This window comes from Paracoccus contaminans, assembly GCF_002105555.1.
GTDB classification, from domain to species: domain Bacteria; phylum Pseudomonadota; class Alphaproteobacteria; order Rhodobacterales; family Rhodobacteraceae; genus Paracoccus; species Paracoccus contaminans.
In genome coordinates this window covers 1,564,281-1,577,023 of the sequence record NZ_CP020612.1, presented here as the reverse complement: position 1 = coordinate 1,577,023, position 12,743 = coordinate 1,564,281, and the positions used below count along the sequence as shown (strand labels likewise).

The 12,743-nt window shown below is 71.3% G+C and carries 16 protein-coding genes; 5 read left to right on the top strand and 11 right to left on the bottom strand.

The annotated features are described in order from the left end of the window. Positions 1 to 7: 7 nt before the first annotated feature. On the bottom strand, positions 8 to 604 hold the full coding sequence (locus tag B0A89_RS07415; RefSeq protein WP_085377599.1) for a YqgE/AlgH family protein: 597 nt from the start codon (positions 602 to 604) through the stop codon (positions 8 to 10). Between the two features lie 110 nt (positions 605 to 714). On the opposite strand from B0A89_RS07415, the gene B0A89_RS07410 reads away from it, so the two are divergent. Then, positions 715 to 1,521: a protein-disulfide reductase DsbD domain-containing protein gene (locus B0A89_RS07410; RefSeq protein WP_085377598.1), complete on the top strand. Its 807-nt coding sequence runs from the start codon at positions 715 to 717 to the stop codon at positions 1,519 to 1,521. Here the strand turns inward: B0A89_RS07410 and B0A89_RS07405 are convergent. Both B0A89_RS07405 and B0A89_RS07400 read right to left on the bottom strand, forming a co-directional pair. Continuing rightward, on the bottom strand, positions 1,500 to 2,315 hold the full coding sequence (locus tag B0A89_RS07405) for a uracil-DNA glycosylase (protein WP_085377597.1): 816 nt from the start codon (positions 2,313 to 2,315) through the stop codon (positions 1,500 to 1,502). The genes B0A89_RS07410 and B0A89_RS07405 overlap by 22 nt on opposite strands. A 10-nt stretch (positions 2,316 to 2,325) precedes the next feature. Beyond that, positions 2,326 to 3,369, bottom strand: coding sequence for an L-threonylcarbamoyladenylate synthase (locus B0A89_RS07400; RefSeq protein WP_085377596.1), 1,044 nt, complete (start codon positions 3,367 to 3,369; stop codon positions 2,326 to 2,328). 117 nt (positions 3,370 to 3,486) lie between these two features. Between B0A89_RS07400 and B0A89_RS07395 the strand changes: the two genes are divergently transcribed. From B0A89_RS07395 to B0A89_RS07380, 4 genes are all read left to right on the top strand, one after another. Beyond that, entirely contained in the window at positions 3,487 to 5,178 is a 1,692-nt protein-coding gene (locus tag B0A89_RS07395; protein ID WP_085377595.1) for an acyl-CoA dehydrogenase, read from the top strand. Beyond that, positions 5,175 to 6,338, top strand: a complete 1,164-nt coding sequence (locus B0A89_RS07390; protein ID WP_085377594.1) for an MBL fold metallo-hydrolase — start codon at positions 5,175 to 5,177, stop codon at positions 6,336 to 6,338. The genes B0A89_RS07395 and B0A89_RS07390 overlap by 4 nt, the downstream gene beginning before the upstream one ends. 112 nt (positions 6,339 to 6,450) lie before the next feature. Next, on the top strand, positions 6,451 to 6,633 hold the full coding sequence (locus B0A89_RS07385) for an aa3-type cytochrome c oxidase subunit IV (RefSeq protein ID WP_157115279.1): 183 nt from the start codon (positions 6,451 to 6,453) through the stop codon (positions 6,631 to 6,633). Between the two features lie 49 nt (positions 6,634 to 6,682). Further along, a complete protein-coding gene (locus tag B0A89_RS07380; protein WP_085377592.1) occupies positions 6,683 to 7,330 on the top strand; it encodes a hypothetical protein in 648 nt (215 codons plus the stop codon). A 57-nt stretch (positions 7,331 to 7,387) separates the two neighbouring features. Here B0A89_RS07380 and B0A89_RS07375 read toward each other — a convergent pair whose 3' ends face one another. The 8 genes from B0A89_RS07375 to B0A89_RS07340 all read right to left on the bottom strand — a co-directional run bounded on the left by B0A89_RS07375 (position 7,388) and on the right by B0A89_RS07340 (position 12,743). Beyond that, on the bottom strand, positions 7,388 to 7,720 hold the full coding sequence (locus B0A89_RS07375; protein ID WP_085377591.1) for an AzlD domain-containing protein: 333 nt from the start codon (positions 7,718 to 7,720) through the stop codon (positions 7,388 to 7,390). A 1-nt stretch (position 7,721) separates the two neighbouring features. Then, positions 7,722 to 8,426: an AzlC family ABC transporter permease gene (locus B0A89_RS07370; protein ID WP_085377590.1), complete on the bottom strand. Its 705-nt coding sequence runs from the start codon at positions 8,424 to 8,426 to the stop codon at positions 7,722 to 7,724. 116 nt (positions 8,427 to 8,542) lie between these two features. After that, entirely contained in the window at positions 8,543 to 8,869 is a 327-nt protein-coding gene (locus tag B0A89_RS07365; protein WP_240558442.1) for a DUF1491 family protein, read from the bottom strand. Continuing rightward, positions 8,869 to 9,876: a GTPase Era gene (gene era / locus B0A89_RS07360; protein ID WP_085377588.1), complete on the bottom strand. Its 1,008-nt coding sequence runs from the start codon at positions 9,874 to 9,876 to the stop codon at positions 8,869 to 8,871. The genes B0A89_RS07365 and era overlap by 1 nt, the downstream gene beginning before the upstream one ends. Next, positions 9,873 to 10,562, bottom strand: coding sequence for a ribonuclease III (rnc, locus tag B0A89_RS07355; protein ID WP_085378814.1), 690 nt, complete (start codon positions 10,560 to 10,562; stop codon positions 9,873 to 9,875). The genes era and rnc overlap by 4 nt, the downstream gene beginning before the upstream one ends. Positions 10,563 to 10,575: 13 nt before the next feature. Beyond that, positions 10,576 to 11,367, bottom strand: a complete 792-nt coding sequence (lepB, locus tag B0A89_RS07350; RefSeq protein ID WP_085377587.1) for a signal peptidase I — start codon at positions 11,365 to 11,367, stop codon at positions 10,576 to 10,578. 54 nt (positions 11,368 to 11,421) lie between these two features. Beyond that, complete coding sequence (gene acpS, locus B0A89_RS07345) at positions 11,422 to 11,847, bottom strand: holo-ACP synthase (protein WP_085377586.1); 426 nt, start codon at positions 11,845 to 11,847, stop codon at positions 11,422 to 11,424. Next, positions 11,844 to 12,743, bottom strand: coding sequence for a hypothetical protein (locus B0A89_RS07340; protein ID WP_157115278.1), 900 nt, complete (start codon positions 12,741 to 12,743; stop codon positions 11,844 to 11,846). Before B0A89_RS07340 ends, acpS begins: the two co-directional genes overlap by 4 nt.

Below are 12,743 nucleotides of genomic sequence, written 5' to 3'. Positions count from 1 at the left end.
CTGCGGCTCAGGCGTGTCCGGCCGCGGCGGACAGCATCACCGGATCGACGCCAAGCGATTTCAGCGCCGCCTGCCACTTGCGCGCATTGTCGCGGCCGAAGACCAGCTCGTCCCCCGCATCCGCGGTCAGCCAGCCGTTCGCCAGCACCTCGCCCTCAAGCTGGCCCGCATCCCAGCCCGCATAGCCCAGCGACAGGACCGCGGGTTCCGGCCCCCTTCCCTGGGCGATGTCCTCAAGGATGTTGCGCGTCGTCGTCATGGCAAGCCCGTCCTCGCCGATGCGCATCACGCCCTCCTCCTCGCCCGCCTGCCCGGCCAGGCGGTGCAGGACAAAGCCGCGGCCCGGCTCGACCGGGCCGCCGAAATGGACCGGAACGGGCGGTGTGGCGCTGCGGGCCTCGATCCCCAGCTGGTCCAGCAGCTCGGAAAAGGCGATGCCGGGCAGGGGCTTGTTCAGGACAATGCCCAGCGCCCCCTCCTCGCCATGGGCGCAGACGAGCACGACGGCCTGGGCGAAACGCGGATCGGCCATCCCCGGCATGGCGATCAGGATCTTGCCGGTCAGGTTGTCCGCCGAGGACGGGGAAGCGATGCGGTCGATCATGGAACGGTCCTTTCGTCCCCTACATCGGCATTGCCGGGGCCGCCCGCAAGATCGCCCCCCGCGCGCCCAAGACGCTTCTACCGGGGCCGCGGATGGGCTAGAGGGGCGGTATGAAAGCCACTGTCGTCACGCTGGCGGGCGCCCTCTGCGCCCTGCTGATCGCCGCGCTCACGCCGGCCGGCCCGGCGCGGGCGGCCGGGCTGCCGCCGGGGCTGGTATCGGCCAGCCTGCTGCCGGCGGCGCCGCAGCCGGACGGCACCGTGATGACGGCGCTGGCGCTGGAACTTGCGCCGGGATGGAAGACCTACTGGCGCAGCCCCGGAGAGACGGGCATCGCCCCGGCCTTCGACTGGTCGGGCGCGCCGAATGTCGCCGCGGCGGCGGCGCTGTGGCCAAGCCCGCAGATCATCGAATCCGAAGGGGCGCAGACGCTGGGCTTTCGGGATCGCCTGGTGTTGCCCCTGCGCCTGACCCCCGCCGATCCGTCCCGGCCCATCGAGGGGATGCTGGCGGTGGAGCTGGGCCTGTGCCTGAACATCTGCGTGCCGGCCCATCTGCGGCTGGCCGCGCCAGGGGCCGCAGCCGCGGCGCTCGACCCCCGCATCGCCGCGGCGCTGGACAGCGCCCCCCGCAAGGGCGAGGGCACGGCGCATTGCAGCCTTGCCCCCATCAGCGACGGGATGCGGGTTTCCGTTTCAGTCCCGGCAGCGGGCGCGCGCGCGGCGGCGGTCGAGGTCGATGGCCCCGGCATGTGGGTATCGGAACCCGACCTGACGACGGCAGGAGGCATGGTCACGGCAGCGGCCGATGTGGTCGGGCCGACCGGCAAACCCTTCGCGCTGGATGGGGCGCGGGTCAGGCTCACGCTGATCGGGGATGCGGGCGCGGTCGAATATCAGGGCTGCGCCCCGTCCTGAAGCCGTGCCGCCAGCGACAGCAGGTCCGCCCAGGCCTCGCGCTTGGCGATCGGGTTGCGCAGCAGATAGGCCGGGTGCGTCATCGGCAGCGCGGGCCGGCCGAAGGCGGCCGTCCATTGCCCGCGCAGGCGCAGGATGCCCTGCCGGCCCAGCGCCGCCTGGCATGGCGTGTTCCCCATCAGCACCACCACCTGCGGATCGGCCAGCGCGACATGGCGCGCCAGGAAAGGCAGCATCGCCTCGATCTCGGCGGGCTCGGGCCGGCGGTTGCCGGGCGGGCGCCAGGGCAGGACATTGGTGATATACAGCGCCTGCCGGGCATCGGGGGCCGTGCGCGACAGGCCGATGGCGGCGAACATCTGGTCCAGCAACTGCCCGGCGCGGCCCACGAAGGGGCGGGCCTGGCGGTCCTCCTCCTCTCCGGGCGCCTCGCCGATGACCATCACCCGCGCCGCCGGGTTTCCATCGGCAAAGACAAAGTTGCGGGCGCCCCTGCGGATGTCCAGCCCTTCGAAATCGGCCTGCAGGCGGGCCAGCGCATCCAGCGTATCGGCGCCCCCGGCCAGGGCGGCGGCGCGGGCGGGCAGCCCTTCGCCTTGCGGGGCGGCGGCGGGCGGCGGCGGTGGGGATGAGGGTGCATCGGGGATGGCGGGGGCGGCGGGCGTTTCGGCATAGCGGTCGACCGGGGCATCCAGCATCGCCTCGTCCACGCCCATCTCGCACTGCCAGTCCAGCAGGGCCAGCGCGGTGGCGGCGTCCAGCACGCTGCCCTTCCAGGTGGGATCGGCGGTCATGGACGGCAGGCTATGAGGACCGCGCCGCAGAGTCGAGCGCCCCGCCCCGCGGGGCGGCGGCCGGACCGGGGCTGGCGGGGTTTCTGGCGGGGTTGACGGGGCGGGGGGCGGCGGCGCGCGACAGGCGGTCGTTGATGGCCAGCCCCAGCCCGTGCCGCGGCACCGGGGCCACCGCGATCGGCCGGCCCAGCCGGTCGGCGGCGCGCAGCGTCTCGAACAGGCGGGCCGCCGCCTCGGCCAGATCGCACGAGGGCGACAGGTTGAACCTTGCGGCGCCGGGGCCAAAGCCGATCAGCGTCTCGTCCGGCCCCGCATCCCGCGCCTCGAGCCGCAGGGCGGCGGCGGGCGCATAATGGCTGGCAAGCTGACCGGGCGAATCGGGCAGGCCGGCCGATTCGGGGCGGGCCAGCCGCCGGTCCAGCACCGTCTCGACCGCCTCGGCCCGGATGCCGCCGGGGCGCAGCAGCGTGGCCCGCCCCTCCCGCCAGCCGATGATGGTCGATTCGAGCCCGACGGCACAGGCGCCCCCGTCCAGCACCGCCGCGATCCGCCCGTCGAGGCCCCCGGCCGCGTCCAGCACGTCCGCCGCGCGGGTCGGGCTGATGCGCCCCGAGGCATTGGCCGAGGGCATCGCCAGCGGCACACCCGCCGCCTGCATCACCGCCCGCGCAAGCGGATGGGCGGGCACCCTCAGCCCCACGCTGTCCAGCCCCGCCGTGACGAGCGAGGCGATCCCCGCCTCGGGGCGCAGGGTCACGACCAGCGTGAGTGGCCCTGGCCAGAACGCATCCGCAAGCCGCGCCGCCTCGCCCTCGATGACGCCGATGCCGGCTGCCGCCGCCGCGTCGGGCAGATGCACGATCAGCGGGTTGAAGGCGGGCCGGCCCTTGGCCTCATAGACGCGGGCGACGGCCAGGGCGTTGCGGGCATCGGCAGCCAGGCCATAGACGGTTTCGGTGGGCAGGGCGACGACCTGCCCGCCCGACAGCAGGGCGGCGGCATGCGCGATCCCCTCTGGATCGGGACGCAAGGTCAGTGTGGGAACGTGGGTCATCGCACCGTGTTTCCGGGTTGCGGGTCTGTGGCGCGGCATTAGGCTGCGCCTTGTTCGTATCGCAATACGCCCGCGACGCGCATTTGCAACAGCGCGGTCCGGCAGAATGGGGGCAGCATGGCTTATCGGGCACCGGTCGCCGACATCGCATTCATCCTGGACAAGGTGGTGCCGCTTGCCCCCGTGGCAGCGACCGGACGCTTTGCCGAGGCGACGCCTGAAACGGTGGCCGCGATCCTGGCCGAGGCCGGCCGGCTGACCTCCGAGGTGCTTGCCCCGCTGAACCGGGCGGGCGATCTTGCCCCGGCGCGGCTGGAAAACGGCGCGGTGCGGTCTGCGCCGGGCTTTGCCGAGGGGTTCCGGGCCATCGCCGAGGGCGGCTGGATCGGCCTGTCGGCCGATCCCGAACATGGCGGGGCGGGCCTGCCGCAGACGCTGAACATCGCTGTCAGCGAGATGATGGCGGGCGCCTGCCTGTCGCTGCAGCTGAACCCGCTGCTGACGCAGGGGCAGATCGAGGCCTTGCAGCACCACGCCTCGGACGAGATCAGGGCGCTGTATCTGCCGCGCCTGATCGCCGGCGACTGGAACGGCACGATGAACCTGACCGAGCCGGGCGCAGGCTCGGATGTGGGGGCGCTGACCACCCGCGCCGAACCTGCGGGCGACGGCACCTATCGCATCACCGGGCAGAAGATCTACATCACCTGGGGCGACAGCGATGTGACGGAAAACACCTGCCATCTGGTTCTTGCCCGCCTGCCGGGCGCCGGCGCGGGCACGCGCGGCATCAGCCTGTTCATGGTGCCCAAGTTCATCCCCGACCAGCAAGGCAGGCCGGGTGTCGGCAACAGCCTCAAGGTCGTCAGCCTGGAACACAAGCTGGGCATCCACGGCTCGCCCACCTGCGTGATGAGCTTCGAGGGCGCGACCGGCTGGCTGGTCGGCGAGGAGAACAAGGGCATGGCGGCAATGTTCACGATGATGAACAATGCCCGCCTTGCCGTCGGCGTGCAGGGGGTTGCCGTGGCCGAGGCCGCCTTGCAGCAGGCCGCCGCCTATGCGGCCGAACGCAACCAGATGGGGCCGATCATCCGCCACGCCGATGTGCGCCGGATGCTGGCCGCCGCGCGGGCCGAGGTGTTCGCCGCCCGCGCGATCTGCCTGGCCTGCGCGCAGGCGCTGGACCTTGCCGCGGCCACCGGCGACGCCGACTACGTCGCGCGCGCAGCCTTCCTGACCCCGATCGCCAAGGCCTGGGGCACCGATGTCGGCGTGCGCGTGGCCGATATGGGCGTGCAGGTGCATGGCGGGATGGGCTATGTCGAGGAGACCGGCGCCGCCCAGTATCTGCGCGACGTGCGCATCACCCCGATCTATGAAGGCACCAACGGCATCCAGGCGATGGACCTGGTGGGCCGCAAGATGATGGACGGGGGCGAGGCCGCCTTGCGCCTGATCGACGAGGTGCTGGAAGGCGCCGAAGCGGCGCGGGCGGCCATGCCGGATCTGGCCCAGGCCGTGCAGGAAGCCGCCGAAAGCCTGCGCGAGGCAACCGCCGCCATGGCCGGCGCCTCGATGCAGGACCGTTATGCCGGCTCGGTCCCCTATCTGTCGGCCTTTGCGCGGGTGCTGGGGGCGCATGTCCATCTGCTTGCCGCGCGCGAGGGGGATGAAGCGCGCAGGCTGCTGGCGCGGGTCTTCGTCACCCGCATCCTGCCCCGCAATGCGGGCGACCTGGCCGAGGCGCGGGCAGGCGTCGCCGACCTGGATTCGATCCCTGACGCAGCCCTTGCCGGGGCGGCATGACCGCCGGGCAGGCCGGGCAGGCCGACGCCCCCGCTACGGCGGATGAGGCAGAAGGGCGGGCCGGGAAGGCCGGCGTGCCGGCCCCGGCCGCGGCTGCTGCCACCGGCATCGTCCACCCCTGGAACGCCGCCCCGCCCGAGGGCGAGGCGGCAGAGGTCGCGCCCGGCATCCTGTGGATGCGCCTGCCGCTGCCCATGCGGCTTGATCACGTCAACTGCTATGCGCTGCGCGAGCCGGACGGCTGGACGATCGTGGACACAGGGTTCGATACGCCCGCCGCCCGAGCGGTCTGGCAGCGCCTGATGGACGGCCCGCTGGAGGGCGCCCCTGTCCGGCGGGTGCTGGTGACGCATCATCACCCGGATCATGTCGGCCTTGCGGGATGGTTCATGCAGCAGGGGGCGGCGCTGCTGGCCAGCCGCACCGCCTGGCTGATGGCGCGGATGCTGCAGCTGGACGTGCAGGAACGGCCCACGCCGCAGCAGGTCTGCTTCTGGCGGCGCGCCGGGATGGACAGCGCGCAACTGGCGCGGCGCGGCGCCGAGCGCCCCGTCAACAGCGCCGATGTGACCCATCCCCTGCCGCTGGGCTATACCCGCGTTTGCGAAGGACAGACCCTGCATCTGGGCGGGCGCGACTGGCATGTGGCGGTTGGCCATGGCCATGCGCCCGAACATCTGGTGCTGTTCGGCGCCGATGCTGATCTGGTGATCGGGGGGGATCAGCTGCTGCCCGGAATTTCGCCCAATCTCGGCGTGCATGCGACCGAGCCGGGCGCCAATCCGGTGCAGGACTGGCTGGACAGCTGCGCCCATCTTGCGCCGCTTGCGAATGCGCGGCAGCTGATCCTGCCGGGGCACAAGCTGCCTTATCGCGGCCTGCCCGAACGGCTGGCACAGCTGGCCGAGAACCACGAATCGGCGCTGGCGCGGCTGGCCGCCTCGCTGGCCGAACGGCCGCGCACGGCGGCCGACTGTTTCGACGTGCTGTTCCGCCGCCGCATTGGCGAGGGCGAATACGGCCTCGCGCTTGTCGAAGCGGTCGCCCATGTCAACGCGCTGGCCGCGCGCGGCCTGGCCTGCGAGATCGGCCTGACGCCCGAGGGCGGCGTGATCTGGGGCGCGCCGGCGGGGCGTGACAGCGCGGCGCATTTCGGCTAGCAGGACACGGGCGCCGCCCTGCGTCCCGGCCCGGCCATCCATGCCGGACCCGGACAGGACGGGCGGCGCAGGGACAGGACGCGCAAGGGCACAAGGGGCAAGGGACCGCAGGATGGCCACGATCCAGACACGACACATCACCCACGGGGCCGCGAACACCCATGGGCAGGGCACCGACAGCGTGACCGACCTTGCCGCGCACCAGCGCACGTTCGACGGCTTTGTCAGCATGCTCAAGTGGAACGTGATCGCCATCATCGCGATCCTGATCTTCCTGGCGCTTTCCAACGCCTGAGCGATACGGAACCCCCCGGAACAAGCGGCGGGACTGAGGGACAGCAACGATGCAACGGCGATCCTTTATCGCGCTGGCGCTGCCGGCTGCGCTGGCGGCCTGCGGGGCGGACAACAAATGGGCCGATGACGCCACGGTGCGGGCGGCGCGCTATCATTCGGACGATCCGCCCTCGATCTCGCTGCTGACGGTGATCGGAATCCCGCGCGGCGAAGGCGGCCATTCGGCGCTGATGATCAATGGCAGCCAGCGGGTGATCTATGACCCGGCCGGCAGCTGGGAACACCCGCGCATCCCCGAACGCCATGACGTCCTGTACGGGATCACCGACAACTTCCTGCATTTCTACATCGATTACCACGCCCGTTCGACCTATTGGGTCGCGCAGGATACCGTGCCGGTCAGCCTGGCGGTGGCCGATGCGGCAATCCGTTCGGCCGAGGGCGAAGGCCCCTCGAACAAGAGCTTCTGCGCCGTGAATACCGGCCGGGTGCTGCGCCGCGTGCCGGGGTTCGAGGGCGCGCCGACCGGGTTCAGCCCGCTCAAGCTGCGGGCATGGTTCCTGACGCTGCCGGGCGTCGTCTCGCATCGCTATCAGGACGGCGATCCGGCGAACAACCACGATGTCCTGCTGCGCCAGAAGGACGGCTCGATCGAGGGCTACGAACGCGGCAGGCTGGTGCGCCGGCCGGGCTGATCCCGGCCCTCCCCCAAGGGCCTGCCCGCAGCCGGATGGGGCCGGCGGGCGCTTCGCTCAGCCCATCAGCCCCATGCCAAGGGCCAGCGCGGCTCCGCCTGCCAGGATCGCCCAGAGGGTATGGCGGGTCAGCAGACCGGCCGCGACGGTGACCGCGGCGGCCAGCAGCCGCGCCGGATCGGGATGGCCCTGCGTGGCCGCCGGCCAGATCACCTGCGGAGCGACCAGCGCCGGCAGCACGGCGACCGCCGTATAGCGCAGCAGCCGCTGCGCCCATTCGGGCAGCGGCCGGTTTCCCACCGCGCCCAGGAACGACCAGCGCATCAGATAGGTGCCGATCCCCAGCACCACGATCACCGTCCAGATGGTCAGGTCGGAATAGCCGCCCATCTCAGCCCCGCGCGCGGGCGGTGCGGCGGCCTTGCCATGTCTCGACCAGCGCGCCTGCCGCCATGCCCAGCGGGCCGGCAAGCAGAACGCCCGTCCCCGAGGGCAGCCCCGCCATCGCCAGCGCCGCCGCAACCGACACGCCCGCCGCCGCCAGATGCGCCAGCGTGCGCAGCATCGGCGCGATCATCGCCAGAAAGGTGATGGGCACGGCGAAATCCAGCGGCCAATGCGCCGGGATCAGCGATCCCGCCGTCGCCCCGACATAGGTAGAGGCGATCCAGGGCAGGCACAGCACCGGCGAGGCGCCGAAGACATAGGCAACGCGCTGGGTCACCGAAAGCTGCGGCTGCCGCTCGAACCTCTGGATCGCCAGCCCATAGGTCTGGTCGATCAAGACATAGGCGATCACCGCCCGCTGCCATGCTGGCGCGCGGCCCAGCCATGGCGTCAGCGAGGCGGAATACATCGCCATGCGCAGGTTGATGGCCAGGGACGAGGCCAGCACGATCAGCACCGGCGCATGATCGTTCAGCAGCTGCAACGCGGAAAACTGCGAGGCCCCCGCCAGCACCAGAACCGAGAACCCCATTGTCTGCGCAACCTTCAGCCCCGAGGCGGTCGCCACCACCCCGAACAGCAGCGCAAAGGGAACCAGCACCAGCAGAAAGGGCAACGCCTGCAGCGCCCCCATGCATGCCGACCGCATCAGGGATGGCCCGGCCCCCTGGGCATCAGGGGGGGTCCGGCAAGGGGTCGGCGTCATGAAAGGCTGGCCTGCGATGATCCGCGTGCAGCTTTATCAACCGGCCCGGCGCATGCAAGTCAGTCGATCAGCGCGCCGGGGGCCTGATCCTCGGGCAGCTCAAGCTCGATCACCCACAGGTCGGGATCGGCGGCGCGCCGGCGAGTGGCGGCGGCGTCGATCTCGGCGGGGGTGCCGCTGGCCTGCAGCACCCAGGGGCGGGTGTCGGTGGCCATGTCGTATTCCTGCGACCACAGCTCGGCCCTGCCCGAGGGGCGCAGGACGCCCAGCGCGATGGCGCCCGCCATATCGTCGCCGCGGCGCAGCACATAGGCCCCCCGCCCGGCAAGATCGGCCCGCCGCAACAGCGCCGCGACCCGCAGCCCCGCGGTCAGGCGCGGCTCCATCAGTCGCCGTCCCGGTAATCCAGCCCCATTTCGCGATAGCGCTCGGCCTCGTCGAGCCAGTTCTCGCGCAGCGCGACGCGCAGGAACAGATGCACCGGGCGGCCCATGAAGGCGGCGATCTCGGCCCGCGCGGCGGTGCTGACGGCCTTGATCGTCTCGCCCCCCTTGCCCAGCACGATGCCCTTGTGGCCGGGCCGCGTGACGTAGATCACCTGGTCGATCCTGGCGCTGCCGTCCTCGCGTTCCTGCCAGTGTTCGGTTTCCACTGTCAGCTGATAGGGGATTTCCTCGTGCAGCCGCAGGGTCAGCTTTTCGCGCGTCATCTCGGCCGCGATCATGCGCATAGGCAGGTCGGCGATCTGATCCTCGGGATAAAGCCAGGGGCCGGCCGGCACCTCGGCCGCCAGCCAGTCCAGCAGGTCGCCCGTGCCATGCCCCCGTTCGGCCGAGATCATGAAGGTGCGCAGGAAAGGATAGGCCTCGTTCATGGCCTGCGACAGGGCCAGCAGTTCCTCGGCCTTGACGCGGTCGATCTTGTTGATCGCCAGCGCGACGGGGGTCTGGCCCGCCTTGCCCTGCAGGCTGTCGAGGATGGCGCGCACGCCGTCGGTCAGGCCCCGATGCGCCTCGATCAGCAAGACCACGATATCGGCATCGGCTGCCCCGCCCCAGGCGGCGGCGACCATGCTGCGGTCCAGCCGCCGGCGCGGGCGGAAAATGCCGGGCGTGTCCACGAACACGACCTGGCTGGCCCCATGCATGGCGATGCCCCGAATGCGCGCCCGCGTCGTCTGCACCTTGTGCGTGACGATCGAGACCTTGGCCCCGACCAGCCGGTTCAGCAGGGTCGATTTGCCGGCGTTCGGCTCGCCGATCAGGGCGACGAAACCGGCGCGGGTCGGCCCGGCAGAAGCGGCATCCCCGGCAGCGGCCGGATCGGGATGGGCCGGGTGATCCGACTCGGGTCGGGCCGGGTCAGGGCGGGCGGAATCGCCGGGCTGGGTCATTGCGTCACTCCGATCTTGTCCAGCATCGCCTGGGCGGCGGCCTGTTCGATGCTGCGCTTGGTGCCCGCGCCGCTTGCCTCGGCGCTGCGGGCGTCGTCCAGGATCACGACAATGCGAAAGCTGGGGGCATGATCGGGTCCGCTGCGTTCGGCGACGTGATAGCGGGGCAATCCCATGCCCTGCGCCTGCGCCCATTCCTGCAAGGCCGTCTTGGGGTTGAACGATGCCGCCTCGGCCCCGGCGATCCGGTCGCCCCACAGGCGCAGGATCATCGCCCGCGCCGCCGCGAATCCGCCGTCCAGATAGACGGCGGCTATCACCGCCTCCATCGCGTCGCCCAGCAGGGCGTCCTTGCGGCGCCCGCCGGTCATCATCTCGGACCGGCCCAGCTTGAGCATCTCGCCCAAGCCGATCTGGCGGGCGATCTCGGCGCAGGTCTCGCCGCGCACCAGCGCGTTCAGCCGGGGCGCAAGCTGGCCCTCGCTCGCGCCGCGGTCCTGCCGCAGCAGCGCCTCGGCAATGGTCAGGCCCAGCACGCGGTCGCCCAGGAATTCCAGCCGCTGGTTGTCGGGCCGCGTGGGCGATGACAGGCTGCTATGGGTCAGGGCGCGCACCAGCAAGGCGGGGTCGGCGAAATCATGCCCCAGCCGCGCCTGAAAGGCGCGCAGCTCGGCCGACAGCTTCACCGCCGCCATGCCATCAGTGCACGGCCCGGAAGAAACGGTCCGCCCGCCATGTCCAGAAATACAGCAGCGAACTGCCCGCGGCCGAGAACATGATCCGGTCGGCGCGCCCGATCAGATATTCGGCCGGGACAAAGCCCAGGCCCCCGGCGACGGCAGGCACGCGGCTGTCTTCGGAATTGTCGCGGTTGTCGCCCATGAAGAAATAGCTGCCCGCCGGGACGGTGAAGACGGGGGTGTCGTCCAGCGGCCAGTCATCAAGGATGTTCAGCACGTCATGCTCGACGCCATTGGGCAGGGTTTCCGTGAATCGCTGCTTTTCGCACAGCCCCCCCTCGGCGACCGGCTCGTTCCAGCAGCGCGGCAGGTTGCGGCCCGGACCCTGCGGCAGCTTGGCCTCGGCGAAGACCCCGTTCGGGGTCTGCGGAACGGGCTGGCCGTTCAGGATCACCTGCCCCTGCGTCACCTGGATCGTATCGCCCGGCAGGCCGATCACCCGCTTGACGAAATCGACCCCGCGCGTGGGGTGGCGGAACACCACCACGTCGCCGCGCTGCGGCTCGCGCCCCAGGATGCGGCCCGAAACGGGGCACAGCGAGAAGGGACAGGAATGGCGCGAATAGCCATAGGCCATCTTGTTGACGAACAGGAAGTCCCCGATCAGCAGCGTGTCCTTCATCGAGCCGGAGGGGATCCAGAACGGCTGGAAGAACAGCGTGCGGAACACGCCCGCGATGAGCAGCGCCCAGAACACGGTCTTGACCGTTTCCCAGATGCCGCCCTTTTCCCTGGCCGTGCTGCGCGCCATGTCGTCCTCGTCGGTTCTTATTAGCGGGTTCTTGGGCAGGCCCGGCCGGGGAAGTCAAGCGCCGCCGGATGGGTGGGGCCCATTCTCGGCCAGCGCCTCGATCACCACGAAGGCCTGCGCCCAGGGGTGATCGTCGGTCAGGGTGACATGGATGCGGGCGCGGTGCCCCGGCGGGGTCATCGCCGCCAGCCGTTCGGCGGCCCAGCCCGTCAGGGCCATGCCCGGCTGGCCCGAGGCCAGGTTGGATACCGCCATGTCGCGCCAGGCGATCCCCATCGCCAGCCCGGTGCCCAGCGCCTTGCTGCAGGCCTCCTTGGCCGCCCATCGCTTGGCCAGCGTCGCCGCCTCGTGCGGGCGGCGGCGGGCACGGGCAAGTTCGGTCGGGGTGAACACGCGGTTGCGAAAGCGGTCGCCGTGGCGTTCCAGCACGGCCGCGATGCGGTCGATGTTGCACAGATCGGTGCCGATGCCGAGGATCATCGTCCACCCAACCAGTCGAGCGGGTTGAGGGCGGCAGGGGCGGGCGGCTCGGCTTCGGCACCCGCCCCGGCGGCGGCCTCGGGGGCGGGATCTTCACCGAAGACCCAGCCCCAGGTGCCGCCAAGCCAGGCAAGGGCGCGGTCATAGGCTCCGGTCAGCGACAGCTCGGGCAACCCGGCATACATGGCGCGCGTGCTGTCCCATATGGTCGCGGGGCTGGCCTTTACCATCGACCAAAGCTCGGCGCGGGAGGGAACCTTCATCCCGCAGACCTCGTCATCGGAAATCGGGTTCTCGGGGTTGAAGGCCGCGTCCAGGGCCCGCATCTCGCCCATCATCTGGCAGGCGTCGTGCATCTCCCACGCGGTGGCGGCGGCGATGACGCCGATGCCGATGACGGGCAGCGCCTCGCCCGCCATGCTGCCGACATTGCGGGTCGCGGCAAATGCGGTGCGGCGCGAGACGCGGGCGGCGGTGTCCTTGACGGCAGCGCGCGCGGCCATGCGCTGGCCGCGATAGGTCACCGTGCTGTCGGCGGCCTCGCGCGCAAGCCGCGGACCGGCGGCGCGGCTTTCGGCCAGCGCGCGGGCAAGGTTGTCGGCGCGGCCGCTGATGGCGCGCCGCTCGGCCGCCTCGGCTGCGGCGCGGCGCTCGGCGCGGGCAAGATCGCCCGTCAATCCTGCCTCGCGCGCCACCTGCCGGCTATAAAGCGAGCGGATCTCGGTCACCGATTCGACTGCGCCCGATACGGCCGCAAAGACTGCAGGCACCACCGCTATTGCCACACTCAGCGCCAGCGAGCCGGCCATCAGCAGCATCATCAGCACCGACCAGATGCCGCCCAGCGCCGCGAGCGTCCAGCGCAGGGCGCGCAGCAACCCGCGCAGCAACCGCAT